Source organism: Butyrivibrio sp. X503, from assembly GCF_003625475.1.
In the GTDB taxonomy this organism is placed as follows: domain Bacteria; phylum Bacillota; class Clostridia; order Lachnospirales; family Lachnospiraceae; genus Butyrivibrio.
Genome location: NZ_RAIQ01000006.1, coordinates 152,661 through 168,339, shown reverse-complemented (window position 1 = coordinate 168,339; position 15,679 = coordinate 152,661). Strand labels below are relative to the sequence as shown.

The following is a 15,679-nucleotide window of genomic DNA, read 5'->3' as shown; positions in this document are numbered from 1 at the left end:
TGTTTATTGCGAGCTCACGATTTAGAAATCTATCACTATCAAAAAATCTTGTAAACCCCTCTTTTTCGTTTTGACAGGTTGCACAATTAATAATTTAAATGATCCTTTTCCTATATTTCTTTTCCCTAAAAACCCCAGCAAAAATGCGGGGAAGGAAACAATGACAAACTCTAAGTTCCCGCCCCGCATGACGAATTGGCAAATATTTATGTACTTGTATATCGTAAAATGCGTCTGAAAATTAATAGTCTTAAGATTTTCTTAAGATGGCAATTTTTTATCTGTTGTTTCTGTTCTTAAAGTAAGCAAACAGGCTCTGGAGGATGATGAAGAAGCACAGAAGTGCCGCTGTCATGATGTTACTCCAGCTGGATAACAGCTTACCGTTCGTGGTAACGAGCGTTGAGATCGTTCCGTTAATGAGAACACCAAAGAGCGATCCTATTACGTTACCTACACCACCCGTAAGAAGCGTTCCACCGATAACCGATGAAGCGATGGCGTTCATTTCGAATCCGAGCGCCTGCTGAACAGAACCTGACATTGTGTTGAGGCAGTAGCAGATTCCGCCGATGGAGCAAAGGAATGATGAAAGGATATATGCCTTCATCTTGGTAGCCTTTACGTTAAGTCCCATCATTGTTGCCGACTGCTGGTTACCACCTACTGCGTAAAGATTTCTTCCGAACTTGGTGTACTTAAGTACAAAGAAGATGATCGCTACAACAAGAAGTGCGATTACAACTGTAGGTCTTATGAAAGGAACTACCGTCTTACCCTTCTTGTTCACATAGCCAAGGAATCCCGGAAGATTGATCTTGGCATTGGCCCATTTGTAGAACATGGGGTTCATGTCCTGTGTAATCGAGATCTGGTCTGTACAGATAACCGCTGTCATACCTCTTGCAAAGAACATTCCCGCCATCGTTATGATAAAGGGCTGAATCTTGAGGTAGCCGATAAGGTATCCCTGAACCGCTCCGAAGATAAGTCCGATTACGAGGATCAGGATGATAAGCGGGATACAAGGCCATCCCTTAACGCCCATTCCGTAAGCAAGGATCATACAATCCATAGCGATGAGCGATCCTACGGAAATATCGATTCCGCCTGTAAGCATTACACAAGTCATACCGCACGCAACGCAGATAAGTCCGGCGTTGGTGATCAGTAGATTAAGGAAAGTCTGCACATGAGTAAAGCCTTTTGCCGAATAAATAACGCAGCCTGCAGCATACATTCCGATGAAAAGAACTATGGTGATCAAAAGAAGCACTGTGTTTCCGCTGAATTTGTTTAATTTCTTCATGCCTTCTGACCTCCCTCTGCCGCAAGGGCTTTTCTCTTTGCTTCGGTATTGGCAATCCACTCTTTAAATGTAGGAGCCTGAACAACTACGATGATAATAACGATGATCGCCTTAATAACCGGTGCCTGGTCTGTTGAAACACCCATGGCAAGGAGGGTTGTTGTGATAGCCTGAATTGTATAGGCACCTACAACAGCACCTGCAAGATTGAACTTACCACCACCGAGTGAGTTACCGCCGAGCGCAACCGCAAGGATGGCATCAAGCTCGTAGTTAAGTCCGATGTTATTGGAATCTGCGGAGTAGATACGGCTGCTGGCAACCATACCTGCGATACCTGCACAGAGACCGCATATTACGTAGCATACAAAGCAGATCATTGCAGAGTTGATACCTGAAATTCTTGCCGCTCTGCTGTTGATACCTGCTGACTGAATATAGAGACCGAGTGCCGTTTTCCTTAAGAGTATCGATACGATCGCGATAACCGCGATGGTTACGAATATAGCTGTCGGAATGGGACATCCCGGTATAAAGTTACCCAGATATTTGTAAGGCTCGTATCTAATGTATGTAATCTGGTTGTTGCACAAAAGAAGTCCGATAGCCCTTGCCGCTGTAAAAAGAATAAGAGTTGCAACCATGGGCTGTATCTTAAGCTTAGCTACAAGTGCGCCGTTCATTGCGCCGCAAAGTCCGCCAAGGAAGATACCGAAGAGTATTCCAATCCCCATTGGAACCGCCAGCTGCGTTGTAGAGTTGACTCCGTATCCTGCGAGCATCATGCATGTTCCGCAGGCTGAGAGGCTCATTACGGAACCTACGGATATATCTGTTCCGGCTGATACGGCAACTACAAGCGTCTGACCCACCGCAAGGATTGCTATCTCACTTCCTCTGTTTAAAATATCTATTAATCTTCCATACAACACTCCATGTTGAATACCGATATTAAAAAATGTAGGACTCTTGATCAAGTTAATAAGTAGAACTATAAGAAGGCAGAAGAAAGGCAAAAATAGCTGCTGCTTCGTTATTCTCTTAATTGGATCCATTACTTCTCACCTCCCGCGATCGCACTCATTACGCTTTCCTGTGTCATGTCTCCTTCTATCTCGCCGACTTTTTCGCCGTCTCTCATGACACACATTCTTGTACAAGTACGAAGCATTTCTTCTATTTCCGAAGATATGAATACAACGCTCATACCCTCTTTAGCAAACTGTAATATCAGTTTCTGGAACTCTGTCTTGGTTCCGATATCAATACCTCTTGTGGGCTCATCCAGGATAAGGAAATCAGGATGTGTGCAAAGCCATCTCGCAAGAATAACCTTCTGCTGATTTCCGCCGGACAGCTGAGAAAGAGGTGTCTCCCTGCTCGCAGTCTTGATCTGGAGCATGTCGATAAACTTGTCCGCGATCTCTATCTGCTTAGCTCTGGGAACTCTCTTAAACATTCCGTTTCTTGCCTGAAGTGCAAGAATAATATTGTCTCTTACCGACAACTCACCGATACATCCGTCGGCTTTTCTGTCATCGGGAAGGTATGCCATACCTTGTTTGATCGCATCTATAGGTGCCTTGATATTGATCTCTTTGCCCTTCATGTACTCTTTACCTGTCTGGGCTTTGTCCGCACCGTAGATACAACGTACCATTTCACTTCGTCCGCTTCCAAGAAGTCCCGTAACTCCGACAACTTCGCCTTTATGTATCTCGAAATCGAAGGGTTTAACGGTTCCCTTGTGGCTAAGGCCTTCTGCCTTGAGCATAACTTCCGGACTGATATTTGCTTCTCCCTCGGGTTTGATAGCAGCAAGATCGTCAAAATCTTTACCGAGCATGGCTGCTACGAGTTTAACTCTGGGGAGCTCACTTATTGAATAATCTCCTACGAATCCACCGTTTCTCATAACCGTGATCCTGTCGCATACTGCATAAACCTGCTCAAGGAAGTGAGTAACGAATATGATTCCTACGCCCTTTTTCTTAAGATCTCTCATTACGTCAAAGAGCTTCTCTACTTCGTGATCATCAAGAGAAGATGTGGGCTCATCGAGAATAAGTACCTTACAATCCATATCCACCGCTCTTGCGATCGCTATCATCTGCTGAATAGCAAGTGAATAGTTTTCAAGTGCCACGGTAACATCGATCGATATTCCGAGGCCTTTCATTATTTCTTTTGCCCTTTTATTCATAGAGCGCCAGTCTATCGTTCCCAGCCTTGTGAGAGGTTCGCGCCCAATAAAAAGATTCTCTGCAACCGAGAGGTTGGGACAAAGATTGACCTCCTGATAAACCGTTGCAATTCCTATTTTCTGCGCATCCTCAGTAGAGTGGTTGAATACATTTCCCTCTACTCCCTGCACAAATACTTCTCCGGCATCACGCTCATATACACCTGTGAGGCACTTGATAATGGTAGACTTTCCCGCTCCATTTTCGCCCATAAGTGCATGGATCTCGCCTTTATGAAGTGTAAGCTGTGCGTGATCCAGTGCAACTACACCGGGAAAGACTTTTACTATGTCACGCATAACGATAAGTTCATTCTGCTCCATAAAAAATACCTTCGCTTCTCCTTTTATTGCCTTTTGTTAATTAAATAGGGTAGTTCTTGCGAACTACCCTATTTGTTTTGTCAAAATCCTAAATTAGTAAGCTGCCTCAACTGTTGCTGCGTCAACTACTACAAGGGGTTCTGTTACATCTTTGCCTGAGTTGTTTGTGTAAGAGATGTCCTTAAGGATATCTTCTGATACATACCAAGGCTCAGCCATGAATGTCTGCTTCTCGATTTCTCTTCCTGCCTGAAGATCCTGTATGATCTTTAAGCAATCAGGTCCCTGAAGAGGGTTGCACTGGAAGTCTGCATTGATCTGCTTGTCAAGAACCATCTGAAGACCTGCTGTACAAGCGTCAAATGAGATTACGATTACATCGCCGTCAACACCGTAAGAAACGCCTGCTGCCTTCATAGCATCGATAGCACCGAATGCTTCGTTATCGTTCTGGCAGATAACTACGTTGAACTTGCCTGCATAAGACTTGCAATATGACTCCATAACTTTCTGTCCGCCGTCCTGTGTGAAGTCACCTGTCTGTGAATCAAGAAGGTTCCATCCCTCAGCGTCTACATACTTGTGGAAGCCCTTTGTACGTCCGATCTCAGCTGAAGAACCTGTTGTTCCTGTGATCTCAAGGATGTTGAGTTCCTTGATGCCCTTAGCTTCTGCGTAAGCCTTAAGCCATGCACCTGCTGCAAGTCCTTCGTTTGTGAACTCTGAACCTACCCATGATACATACTTATCGGAATCGTCGATTGTACGGTCGATTACGATAACAGGAATTCCTGCATCATCAGCCTCTGTAAGAACTGTATCCCAACCTGTTGAAACGATAGGATCGATTACGATATAATCAACGTCCTGCTCGATGAAGTTACGAACTGCTTCAAGCTGTGCTGCTGAATCGTTGTCACAATCTACGAACTGAAGGTCAATACCGTTCTCTTTTGAAAGAGCTGCCTGAACGGAGTTAGTTGATGCTGTACGCCAATCTGACTCATGTCCAACCTGTGCGAAACCAACTGAGATTGTCTCACCGTCTGCTGCGGGAGCTGCCTCTTCTGCTGCAGGTGCTTCAGCTTCTGCTGCTTCTTCTGCGGGAGCTGCTTCCTCTGTAGCTGCGGGCTCTGTCTCAGCAGGTGCTGCGCCCTGTGAACCACATCCTGCAAGCAATGAGAATGACATTGCTGCAGCAACAATAGTTGCCAATACTTTCTTTTTCATGTTGTACCCTCCATTTACTTTATAATGGTTTTATTAAGCACATTTTACTTATTTGGAATAGGTATTCATAGATTAGAAAGTCACAATGCACAAGTTTCTATATTTTGACAATACAAATTTGCATGTTATACTGAGATAAAAAAGTACAAATTTTTAATAAAGCGTTTTCCTAAACCGATTTTGGTAAATTTCTTTATAAAAACAAGAAAATTTTTTAGGCATTCTTTCTTTAAGACCATGACATGACTTTGATAATTTGAATAAGACCATGTAAATTTTCGATGATTATTTTTTTATGATCGGAAAAAGATAAATTTTTTACCCTTAATTATTTATATAAACGAGGAAAAAAATGACCAAACTGGAAAATATTACCGGCAAACTTCATGAAGAGATATCGAAACGCCTTGTCATTGGCGATATGAATTTCCCGACGGAAAAAGAGCTGTGCGAGCAGTATTCATGCTCTCGTCAGACCATCAGAAAGGTTCTTTCAAACCTAAAAGATGATAAGCTCATCACCTCGCGCCAGGGCAGCGGCTACAAGCTTACGGGCATAAGCCCCGATTCCAGGCGTAATCACGTGTGTCTTTTATTCGCAAGACCCGACGAATATATTTATCCCGCTTTGATCTATGATATTGAAAAAGAGCTTTCATCAGGATACGATGCTCCGATGACCGTATCCGTATTTGAAACAGGTTCCGACTTCTATAAAGAAAGAACCGTGTTAAAAGAGCTTCTTAAAAATCCACCGCTTGCGATCTTAGCGGAATGCTTTTCCATGATGCCAAATCCCAACGCCGATCTGTATAAAGCCCTTGAAAAGAAGGGCTGCACACCGATCTTTCTCTACGGAACCTACAAGAATATGGATTCTTACCCGGCAATCTCGGAAGGCACTTACGATGCGGTCTACAACCTCATTAAAAAGCTTATCCTCACAGGACATAAAAAAATCTGCGGAGTTTTCAAAGTCAACAATCCGCAGGAAATGTCCAAGTTGTATGGCTTTTTATCGGCTCTTCGCGACAATAATCTGAATTTTGGCAAAGACAGCTACATTATTGCAGATCCCGTCATCGACAACCTTGCTCTTTCCGTACTTTGCCAAAAGAACGACGCCATTATCTACTGCAGCGACGAGCTTGCTTATCCAAGCGTCAGATGGTTGAGAGAACAGGGCGTTATTAACCTCAACGACAAGGCCGTTTACAGCTTCGACAACAGCTATCTGTCACAGATCGGTTCCCTACGCATCCCGAGTTTCCATCATAAAAAAGAACCTCTTTCGCATGCCGTCTCAGAGAGGATTCTTTCAATAATAAAAGGACAACCGAAAATATCGATCGTCCTTCCATATTAAGATCCGCTTGTCTGATTTCTGTACTCTTTCGGAGAAAGACCGTACATCTTTCTGAAGACGAAGCTGAAATAATGTGCATCCTTGTATCCGACAGCCGCTGCGACATCCGCTGTATGCATGCGCTCTTTTGCAAGAAGCTCTCTTGCCTTTTCAAGTCGCTTGGATGTAAGGAACTTTACAAAGGTAGTATCCATCTCTTTACTAAAGATGGTACTAAGGTAACTGCTGTTTACAGAAAGTGCCTCGGCAACATCGACAAGTGAACAGGTTTCGTTCATGTAGTTCTCATCGATATATGCGATAGCATCGCTTATCAACTTGTTTCCTCTTGTATTCGAGGCTCCGTCTCTAAGTTCCAGAGCGCTCTTAAGCAGCGCTGTGAGGAACTCTCCCACCATTTCGCTTTTAATATCGTACCCGCCTTCTGGTGAAAAGAGTTTGTCGGTGATCTCTTTTTTAGATACACCGCAGCTTTCAAGGAAACTGCTTGCGGCAAATAACGAATTAAGCACAAAGAAGTTTCTGAATACATGTCCCTTAAGCGCATCTCCGAGACTTGCCAGATATTCCGAAACAAATTCCGAGGTCTCTCCCACGCTTCCCGTTGCAAGAAAGCCCTTAAGAACACTTCTGTCTACCGCCGCGCTGTCGATATTCTCTATAGATCCGTCATTTTGCGCTGTAGCGTATTTGGAAGAAGTCTCTTCGGTCAATATATGCGTATCTTGTACAAAGAATCTGCACGCAAAGGCGTGGTTGACGGTATTAAAGCATTCCTCAAGTGCGCTGAATCTCTCGACCGGCTTACCCGCGGAAACGTACCACTCTATCTTGTCGTCTTTTCCCTCGCAGATTTCGGAAATCTTGGAAACGCCCCTGTCCACATATTCGGAAACGATGTCTTTCTCGCCTTTTACAACGACAATGTATGTGTTTAGCGACCATCTGGAAAGAATGTACGCGGGGAACCTCAGGAAATAACTCATCAGCTCCTCAAGCGCTTTGCAATATTCATCCGAGCCTATCTCTTCAAAGGGCTTCTCCTTATCTTTTATGGAAAAAAGAATAAGGCTGAATGCCGAAGCCGTGATATCGAGCGAAAGTTTGCCGGCTTCTACATAGATATCTTTTACCGGCATAGTTCCCGTGAGAACCTTTTCAAGAAATTCTCGTCTCTGGAGCTGCTCGTATTCCTGCGTCTCCATCTGATATTGCATCATGTAGCCTTGCTGTGTGCGCTCGCTCTCTATCTTGACCTTAACGCTGTCGAGCGCTTCTTTCATTCCAAGCTTGGTTATGGGCTTGGATATATAATGATCTACGCCTTCCTTGATGGCTCGTCTTGCATATTCAAAATCATCATAGCCACTCATGATGATCATTCGCATAGACGGAAACTCTTTTCCCACAATATGACACAGTGACAACCCATCCATGAACGGCATCTTGATGTCTGTGATAAGAACGTCGGGCGCTGTCTTTCTGATAAGGGGGAGCGCCATCTCGCCATCGCTTGCTTCGCCGACAAAGCTAAAGCCGTACTCTTCCCAGGGAATATTGTCCCTGATACTCTCCCTCACAACACTTTCGTCCTCCACAAGAAATACCTTCAGCATAAAAAAACCTTCCCATTACTTAATAATTTCTCTCGTCAATGTATTCATCGACGTTTTCTTTGGTAAAAACCTTCTCTTCCATGTAGTTTGTCTTGTCCACTTTTTTGCCTGCCTCAAGATCATTGATAAGCTGCGCAAGGAGCTCTCCCGAATTGGGATTGCACTCGACATCTACATTTATAACACCCTCTTTTACCAGCTCCAGAGCCTTCTTGGTTCCGTCAAAGGAAATTAGGATCTTATCTCCCTTTTCGCCGGTCTTGATTCCCGCCTCATCAAGCGCCTCAAGTGCGCCGAACGCCATGTCGTCATTCTGACATACAATGACGTCTATGTCATCAAACTCATGTAAGAGCCTTTCCATAGTCTCTTTTCCTTTGGCCTGAGTGAACTCGCCGTTGGCTGATGCCAGCATATTCCAGTTCATGTGCCTTGCGGCTATTGCTCCAAAGCCTCTGGTTCTTCCAACCTGTGCGGACGAGCCCGATGTACCTTCAAGGACCACGATGTTTATGTCCTTTCCGTCCATACCCTTATCTTCCAGATATTCTTCGAGCCATTTTCCTGCCGATGCGCCCTCTGCGTACATGTCTTCCCCAACAAAAGTCGTGTAGAGAGTATCGTCATTGACAGATATGCTTCTGTCCAGCAAGATTACGGGAATTCCGGCGTCCCTTGCTTCCGTAAGGACCATCTCCCAGCCTTCCTGAATAACCGGACAGATAACAATATAATCAACTCGCTGTGATATGAAACTACGAACCGCCTTGAACTGCTTTTCCTGCTTTTGCCTAGCGTTGTCAAAGATAAGGAAGAATCCGTCATTGGTAGAAAGAGCCTCCTTAACCGACTCCGTATTGGCGCTTCTCCAAGTCGACTCGCTTCCGAGCTGAGAAAAGCCCACGCTTATAAGCGCATCATCCGACACCGTCTCTATGTCTCCGTCCTCTGTCTTGACTTCAGACACGGCAAAGCCTTTAAACGATCCGCAGCCCGTCAAAAGAATTGTAACCCCTGTCAAAAGAGCTGCTGCCTTATATCCTATTGTTGTTAGTTTTTTTGCTTTATTTATCCCCATTCTTTTCCTCTTCGTTATAGTAAGGAAGTGCCGGTAAGACAACCGATACCTTGGTTCCCATGTCAGGCTCCGACTCAATCGAAATGCCGTATCTGTCGCCGAAATTCATCTTGATCCTCTCGTTGACGTTTGCCATACCAAATCCGGTATCCGTATCCTTGGCAGGTTTGTTTATCTCTTTTCTCAAATGAAGGAGCATCTCTTCGTCCATTCCGACTCCGTCATCGCTGACTTCGAATCTGACAAGACCGTCGACTTCTCTTCCCGTGATCCTTATAAGTCCCGCTCCTCGCTTATTCTTAATGCCATGATATAGCGCATTTTCAACAAGCGGCTGCAAAGTCATCTTAAGGATCTTGTAGTTATAGAGTTTATCATCAATATCAATATAATAGCTAAGTATATCCGAATATCTTACGCGCTGGATCTCCAGATAACTTCTTATATGCTGCTCTTCTTCGCGGATGGTTATGAAGTCTTTTCCGTGGCTGAGAGATATCCTGAAGAACTTGGATAAGGATACTACCATATCCTCTGCTTCCTGGCTCTTTCCGTCTTCGATAAGCCACACGATCGTATCCAGTGTGTTGTATAAGAAATGAGGATTTATCTGTTCTTGAAGGAGTTTGGCCTCCGCCATTCGCATTTTCTTTTCATCCTCTCTTATCTGTTCCATCTGTATCTCAAGATGTGCCGCCATGTCGTCGACACTTTCTGACAATACCGAGATCTCATCTTCAAGTTCAAAAGAGGTCCTGACGGAGAAATTTCCTTCCGCGATCTCTTTGGTCGCGGTTCCGAGCGTCTCTATCGGCTGCACGATGCTTCTTGCGACTTTGTCTGTCGTTATTATCGTACAGAGAATTCCGAGTACGAGAAGAAGCACCAATACGACAAGGAGCTCCTCCATTTCTTTAGACAAGCCTCTGTTGATGACTTCGATGGTCTTGGTCTGGTAATAAATGTAGTACTGGATGTTGTCCTGTATAAGTCCCGTCAGCGAATAAATATTGGAATCCAACATCTCGACGTCTTCATCGTAATGACCGCCCGCTTCGACGCTTACCCTGATATCGTCAAGCCTGTCGTTTAGGGTATCAACATTTCTAAGAAGTGTTTCGAGCCACGTTCTGCTGTTGACCTCGGTCGTAATGGCTTTAAGGCGCGTAAAGTCATTTCGGATATTATCGACAAGCACGTACGGATCGTCCTCTTCACCGCTTCCAAACTCATCTCTTCCGACAATTATACGATAAACACTCTCATCCATCTGTTCCTTAAAGGTCAGATTGTAGCTGTTTGCGACCGTAAGATTACTAACTATGGAATTATAGGCATTTCCGTAGTTAATAAGCGAATAGACCATGTACAGAATGATCAGCACAAAAGGCACCGTGGTGCCCGCCGCCAATATGATCAGCCTTCTTCGAAGAGGCTTCTTTACCTTTGTTTTGTTATCCGCCAACTTAGTTTTCATACTGAGTTTAGTATACTACAAAAGCGAGAAAGACGTGACTTTTTTAGTCATTCGTCCTTCCCGCTTTTTTTGGGTAAACCATATATTTCACAATGGTTGTATAGTTTGTTTTATGCCATGTATCCTCTGTTCATGGAAACCGCGGATACATCTTCGTTTAAGCTGTACTTTCCGTATGTAAGTCCGGCGTACACGGTCTGTGTATTTCCCATAATGGGTTCACTCAAGTCTTTTTTCTCAAGCTCTTTATAGGATGCGCAGAGCATTCTGAAATTCTGCTCAACCTTCCATACGCGGTGGATGCTTCCGCTTACTCCGGCCGCCATAAGCTCTTTTTTGGAAAAGATATAGATCGCATGGAGCATTTTTCCAAGCTCGTATTTAAGATCTACTGAGTGGATAAGCTCATCTATGCAGCACTGCGCATATTTAAGATTCTTGTTCGCTTCTTCTCTTTTACTGATGCCAAGGGCATCTATTGCTTCTTCAAGATATTCAATGACCATCTCGTACAAAATGGTGATCATCTGTGTCTTGTTGGCCTGTGATATCTTAAGGGTAAATTCCTGCTTTTTTTCCTGTGTCATATTCGCGCCTCTCTTTTGCTCAGACAATGGTTACCGCTACAAACATTACTGCAAAAGCTGCAGGATCTGCGCCGGTCTTTCGTTTGCCTGTGCCATCATGGATGTTCCCGCCTGTGAGAGAACCTGCTGTGTTGAGTAAACGGTCATCTCTTCTGCCATGTCCACATCCATTATTCTTGAATAAGCTGCCGTCATATTCTCTACTGTTATATCAAGACTGCTTACGGTGTGCTCAAGTCTGTTCTGATAAGCACCGAGTCTGCTTCTGATCGAATTTATAGCTTCAATCGCACCCTTGACGCTTTCGATAGCATCTTTTGCTCCTCTCTCGGTTGCCATATCAAGGTTGTAAAGTCCGAGAGTTGTAAGTGATACTTCGGGAATCCTGATATCAAGAGTCTGGCCTTCATTGGCGCCAACCTGCATGGTCATTGCGCCTGCTGCCGCTATCTCAACGTTAAGTGTTCCGGTATATCTCTCGTCCATCTGAATCTGGATCTTTTTACCTGTGTTGTCAGAAAGAGTAAGTACATCCTCGTTTACGTCTGCGATCATATTGCTTGTCATGTACTTCTCGGCATTTCCGTTTTCATCGATCTTGTATATCTCGATGTTCTTCTTTACGGTTTCCGAGCAAAGAAGCGCCTTTTTATCAACGCCTGTCTTTCCTGTAAGATGTATGAAATCTACGTCGATTCCTCTTATCTCATACTTTCCGGCTTCGAAATTATCGGAATATGAACTTACTCTGAAATTGGGATTGGTCTTTCCGGTCGCATCGGTCACATAGCCTTTAAGGTCAAAAGAGCCGTCGAGAATGCTCTGTCCGTTGAACTGAGTTGTCTCGGCCATTCTGTCTATCTCTTCCTTAAGCTGGCTAACCTCTTCCTGGATGGTCTTTCTGTCGTTCTCTGTAAGAGTTCCGTTGCTCGCCTGAATAGCAAGCTGGTTCATTCTCTGAAGAATATCGTGAATCTCTGACAATGTTCCGTCCGCAACCTGAACGATCGAGATCGCATCATTGGAGCTGTCATTAGCCACTCCGAGACCTTCTATCTGTGAATTCATTCTTCTTGACATTGCTAGTCCGGACGGGTTGTCCTTGGCGTTTGCAATCTTCAGACCGCTTGATAATCTCTGAAGAGATTCTGAAAGAAGTTTATCATTTTTCTGTAATGCGTTGTTTGCTATCATTGCGGATATGTTGTAGTTAACCTTCATCCTTACCTCGTTTCCGCACGTGTGGGGCTTAGATTGCCTCCACAAATGCTTTTGCCATTTTTAGAAGTGTTCCTGTATCTGTATTGTTTTCTGTTTTGCCTTCCATGGCATTAGCACTCGTACCTACTCCTGTAGGCTGAAGTTGTGCGTTGTAGAGTATTGCTATCTTAGTTTGGTCTACACCCGCATTCTCTACCGTTTCCGCTAATTTTTCGCACATTCTCTTCTTTAAGCTCTCAAGATATTCGACTTCGTCGGCGCTCTGGCTGTTTGATGTAGTAAGCATTCCGTTTATTATTCCGTCCTGCTTGTAGAGGCTTGCCGTTATGCGTCCGTATTCAAAAGTCTGAATACTTGCTTCCATCCTTGAAATATTGCTGTTATCACTTTTTAGTGTGATGTGCATTGTTACTTTGCTTCCGTCTATCTCAACGGGAACCTCAAAGCTTCCTCTGTCTGAGCTTTTGGCCATTACCGAAAGCTGCTTTTGCATGAGCGTGATCGCTCTGAAATCGATATAAGTATCTTCAGGGTTCATTAATATATCGGACATCTTGTCGGATACATTAGCAAGTTTTTCTTTATAGATTTCTTCGTAGTTTTCTTCTCCGAGAAGATCCGTTACGTCCTTAAGCTCATCTTTGATATCTTCATCATCGAGCTCGTCTGCCTTCTCCCAGATCGTTCCCGTTCTTCGATCTCTTCTGTTTGAGATCATGGCTTCGAGATTGTTGTATGTAATCTCTACATCATAGAGGTTCATCTCATTAAGCGCACCCTCTGCAGCCTTTGATCCCGCCATCTGTCTTATCTGTCTAACCTGCTCATCGCAGTACTCTTTTTCAAGCTGCTCATCTGTTTCCGCATTTAAAAGAGCACTTGCAAGATCGGGCAGCAGTGTGTCATTATCTGGTTTTGCTGCCATGAGTTTCTCGGGTTCGAGGTTCTCATATACTATATCGGCTTGTGCACTGTAAAATCTGAATGCCGAATTAATCTGCTCATCAATTTTTACCTGAGTGCTCTCTCCGGCTTCAAGTCCACCAAAGCTGTCATCAACGGTATAATCAAGGCCTCTTCTCGATGTCTTTTGAGTTCTTGTAGCGTCAAGAAGATTTCCTATGGTCATGTCGCGACCCGTCTTTAAAACAGAGCCGATAGCCTGATGATCTGTGACCTTCAGCGTATGGAAAAGTCTGTATATTCCAATAAAAGATGCTCTCTCATCGCTTGTTATATCCCCCTTTTTCTCAAGCTTATAGAGGAACTTGGAGTATTTTTCTTCTCCCTTCTTGGAATTATTCTTATCACGGTTTTCCCCATCCTTCATAAGATTATCGAGGCTCTCTGAGAGTTCTTCTATTGTCATGTTGAGAGGATTCTTGCCTTCTCTTATAAGATCAAGCACTGCTCCGGGCTTAAGTCTTTCTATGGTTGCCTTGAGCTTTTGATCCCATGCACGAACATTTTCAAAGTTCTCTTCATTGATCTCCATGCTGTTATAGCCAAGGATTCTTACGGCTCTTCTGTTTACTTCGTCGGTTTCATATCCCATATCATTTAGGATATTGTCTACGTTTCCGAATGCCTTTCTCATGCTGTCGCCAAGATCTGACCTGGGCTTTGTCATCATTGTCTCATAGCCCTGGCCTGCTGCCTTGAACTTCATGGCAAGGTTCTCGGATACGCTGCTTATCTTACTGAGTGTCGCGGTCTCGAATTCACCTGCAAGTGCTCCGGACACATCTGCGGGTCCTCTGCTGATAATGTTTACTCTTGAAACCGTAAGCGAAAGCATTCTTAACGCATTTCCGCTGTTGGCCACAGGTGCGCCTGCTGTCTGTTTATCATCTGATACGGAAGCAATGTTTCCGAGCATCTCTTTTAACTTATCTATAAGCTGCTGCATAGGAGCCGTGTCAACGGAAAATCCGCTGTCGAGCAGATTCTTGTTGGCTTCAACAGTCATCTTAAGGCGAACTTCTTCAAGCTGTAACCTGGCCTGAATAAGCTTGGGATCGTTTTCTTTTATCTCATTTACAACGAAAAGGTTTTGAGAATTTTCTTTTCCCTGAGTAACATCAATGAGATTTTTAAGATTAAGCTCTTTTCCCTCTGTCAGGGTCTTTTTTACCGCTTCATCCGTAATCTTGTTTGTGTTTTCCACAAGCTTCATTGCTTTTTCGAGGTTGCTTGTTGGATCAAAAAGATTTCCTTCGTATGCTTTTTTGCCATCTGAGATAGCAGCTGTCATAGCTTGTGCAGCCGCAGCATCACTTATGGGAAACTCTATGTCTCTTATCTCGGAAAGAGAAATAAGATTCTCTGCGGTGAGCGGGATTCCCTGTATCACCATCCATCTTGCGTTTGCCTTTGATGACTCGTCCGATGTATCAAGGCCTGCCTCTTCTATAACCTTATCTATCTGAGGATCAAGCTGCTGCCAGTTGTAATCCTCGGATTTCTGCGCATAATATCCGCCCGTCTCTTGGGCATAGAAACCTTTTCCGGTGGCGCTCTGTCCGTTTGTGCTGTGATTAGCAAAATACATATTTCCGATCGTAGGTCTTAAATTGTTGAGCACCATGTATTTAACCGCATCATCAGAAGGCTCCGGTGTATTCGAAACCTGTTCGTAGGCGCCTGCAACCGCCCTGATATTCTCTTGTGTAAGTGGAATGTCGTTTTCGGAAAAGCTCTTTTTGATAGCCATGGCAAAAGACTCGCTGCCTGTTATCTTAGCGAGTTTTTGAGTGCTGAGGTCGTCGTTGTAACCTACGATCTCTTCTCCGGACTCCAAAAGAACACTCTTGATCTTATCAAGAATGGTCACTGTCTCCGAACTATTTAGATTTTTAATATCAAAACCGTCCTTTAAGGCCTTGGAATAGTCCTTTTCAGACATGGTATTTGATAAAAGAGCCATATAATTATGCTGCGTCAAAACATCCGTGTTTTCTGCCATTTTGCTTATTTCATCTAAGCTTCTGGCACGCTGCGCATAAGCATCATTACTGAAAATGCTTGTGTCCAGGTCTACAGCAAATGCACTGCCGTGTGCCGTAGTAACCTTTCCGGCATTCATACCGATCCTCTCATCGGAATCCATTCCGGTGCGAAATGAGTCTTCGGCGTTCTTGTTGCCGGCGATGGTTTGAAAATTAATGTTCATACGCGCCTCATATATTAATTGAAAAAAGGTGATGGACTATCCATCACCTTCTATTTC

Annotated in this window: 11 protein-coding genes; 1 reads left to right on the top strand and 10 read right to left on the bottom strand. The window is 44.1% G+C overall.

Features of this window, described 5'->3' with window-relative positions; genetic code table 11:
• Positions 1-277: 277 nt before the first annotated feature.
• The 4 genes from D6853_RS12170 to D6853_RS12155 form a co-directional block, all read right to left on the bottom strand.
• Positions 278-1,309: an ABC transporter permease subunit gene (locus D6853_RS12170; RefSeq protein WP_120658280.1), complete on the bottom strand. Its 1,032-nt coding sequence runs from the start codon at positions 1,307-1,309 to the stop codon at positions 278-280.
• Positions 1,306-2,364 carry an ABC transporter permease gene (locus D6853_RS12165; protein ID WP_120658279.1) on the bottom strand — a complete coding sequence of 353 codons (1,059 nt, stop codon included), beginning with the start codon at positions 2,362-2,364 and terminating at the stop codon, positions 1,306-1,308. The genes D6853_RS12170 and D6853_RS12165 overlap by 4 nt, the downstream gene beginning before the upstream one ends.
• Positions 2,364-3,875, bottom strand: coding sequence for a sugar ABC transporter ATP-binding protein (locus D6853_RS12160; RefSeq protein WP_120658278.1), 1,512 nt, complete (start codon positions 3,873-3,875; stop codon positions 2,364-2,366). The genes D6853_RS12165 and D6853_RS12160 overlap by 1 nt, the downstream gene beginning before the upstream one ends.
• A 93-nt stretch (positions 3,876-3,968) precedes the next feature.
• Complete coding sequence (locus tag D6853_RS12155; RefSeq protein WP_120658277.1) at positions 3,969-5,105, bottom strand: ABC transporter substrate-binding protein; 1,137 nt, start codon at positions 5,103-5,105, stop codon at positions 3,969-3,971.
• Between the two features lie 352 nt (positions 5,106-5,457).
• On the opposite strand from D6853_RS12155, the gene D6853_RS12150 reads away from it, so the two are divergent.
• On the top strand, positions 5,458-6,471 hold the full coding sequence (locus D6853_RS12150; protein WP_120658276.1) for a GntR family transcriptional regulator: 1,014 nt from the start codon (positions 5,458-5,460) through the stop codon (positions 6,469-6,471).
• Here D6853_RS12150 and D6853_RS12145 read toward each other — a convergent pair.
• From D6853_RS12145 to D6853_RS12120, 6 genes are all read right to left on the bottom strand, one after another.
• Positions 6,468-8,087, bottom strand: coding sequence for a response regulator transcription factor (locus D6853_RS12145; protein WP_120658275.1), 1,620 nt, complete (start codon positions 8,085-8,087; stop codon positions 6,468-6,470). The genes D6853_RS12150 and D6853_RS12145 overlap by 4 nt on opposite strands.
• A gap of 19 nt (positions 8,088-8,106) precedes the next feature.
• Positions 8,107-9,165, bottom strand: a complete 1,059-nt coding sequence (locus D6853_RS12140; protein ID WP_120658274.1) for an ABC transporter substrate-binding protein — start codon at positions 9,163-9,165, stop codon at positions 8,107-8,109.
• Positions 9,152-10,642: a sensor histidine kinase gene (locus D6853_RS12135; RefSeq protein WP_120658273.1), complete on the bottom strand. Its 1,491-nt coding sequence runs from the start codon at positions 10,640-10,642 to the stop codon at positions 9,152-9,154. The genes D6853_RS12140 and D6853_RS12135 overlap by 14 nt, the downstream gene beginning before the upstream one ends.
• A gap of 110 nt (positions 10,643-10,752) precedes the next feature.
• Positions 10,753-11,229, bottom strand: a complete 477-nt coding sequence (locus D6853_RS12130; RefSeq protein ID WP_120658272.1) for a flagellar protein FliS — start codon at positions 11,227-11,229, stop codon at positions 10,753-10,755.
• A 45-nt stretch (positions 11,230-11,274) separates the two neighbouring features.
• Positions 11,275-12,450: a flagellin N-terminal helical domain-containing protein gene (locus D6853_RS12125; protein WP_120658271.1), complete on the bottom strand. Its 1,176-nt coding sequence runs from the start codon at positions 12,448-12,450 to the stop codon at positions 11,275-11,277.
• Between the two features lie 28 nt (positions 12,451-12,478).
• Positions 12,479-15,622 (bottom strand): DUF6240 domain-containing protein, encoded by a 3,144-nt coding sequence (locus D6853_RS12120; protein ID WP_120658270.1) that lies wholly within the window; start codon positions 15,620-15,622, stop codon positions 12,479-12,481.
• Positions 15,623-15,679 lie beyond the last annotated feature (57 nt).

Excerpts from the sequence above, each read along its gene's own strand:
- D6853_RS12170 (WP_120658280.1), bottom strand. The coding sequence starts at position 1,309 with ATGAAGAAATTAAACAAATTCAGCGGAAACACAGTGCTTCTTTTGATC.
- D6853_RS12165 (WP_120658279.1), bottom strand. The coding sequence starts at position 2,364 with ATGGATCCAATTAAGAGAATAACGAAGCAGCAGCTATTTTTGCCTTTC.
- D6853_RS12160 (WP_120658278.1), bottom strand. The coding sequence starts at position 3,875 with ATGGAGCAGAATGAACTTATCGTTATGCGTGACATAGTAAAAGTCTTT.
- D6853_RS12155 (WP_120658277.1), bottom strand. The coding sequence starts at position 5,105 with ATGAAAAAGAAAGTATTGGCAACTATTGTTGCTGCAGCAATGTCATTC.
- D6853_RS12150 (WP_120658276.1), top strand. The coding sequence starts at position 5,458 with ATGACCAAACTGGAAAATATTACCGGCAAACTTCATGAAGAGATATCG.
- D6853_RS12145 (WP_120658275.1), bottom strand. The coding sequence starts at position 8,087 with ATGCTGAAGGTATTTCTTGTGGAGGACGAAAGTGTTGTGAGGGAGAGT.
- D6853_RS12140 (WP_120658274.1), bottom strand. The coding sequence starts at position 9,165 with ATGGGGATAAATAAAGCAAAAAAACTAACAACAATAGGATATAAGGCA.
- D6853_RS12135 (WP_120658273.1), bottom strand. The coding sequence starts at position 10,642 with ATGAAAACTAAGTTGGCGGATAACAAAACAAAGGTAAAGAAGCCTCTT.
- D6853_RS12130 (WP_120658272.1), bottom strand. The coding sequence starts at position 11,229 with ATGACACAGGAAAAAAAGCAGGAATTTACCCTTAAGATATCACAGGCC.
- D6853_RS12125 (WP_120658271.1), bottom strand. The coding sequence starts at position 12,450 with ATGAAGGTTAACTACAACATATCCGCAATGATAGCAAACAACGCATTA.
- D6853_RS12120 (WP_120658270.1), bottom strand. The coding sequence starts at position 15,622 with ATGAACATTAATTTTCAAACCATCGCCGGCAACAAGAACGCCGAAGAC.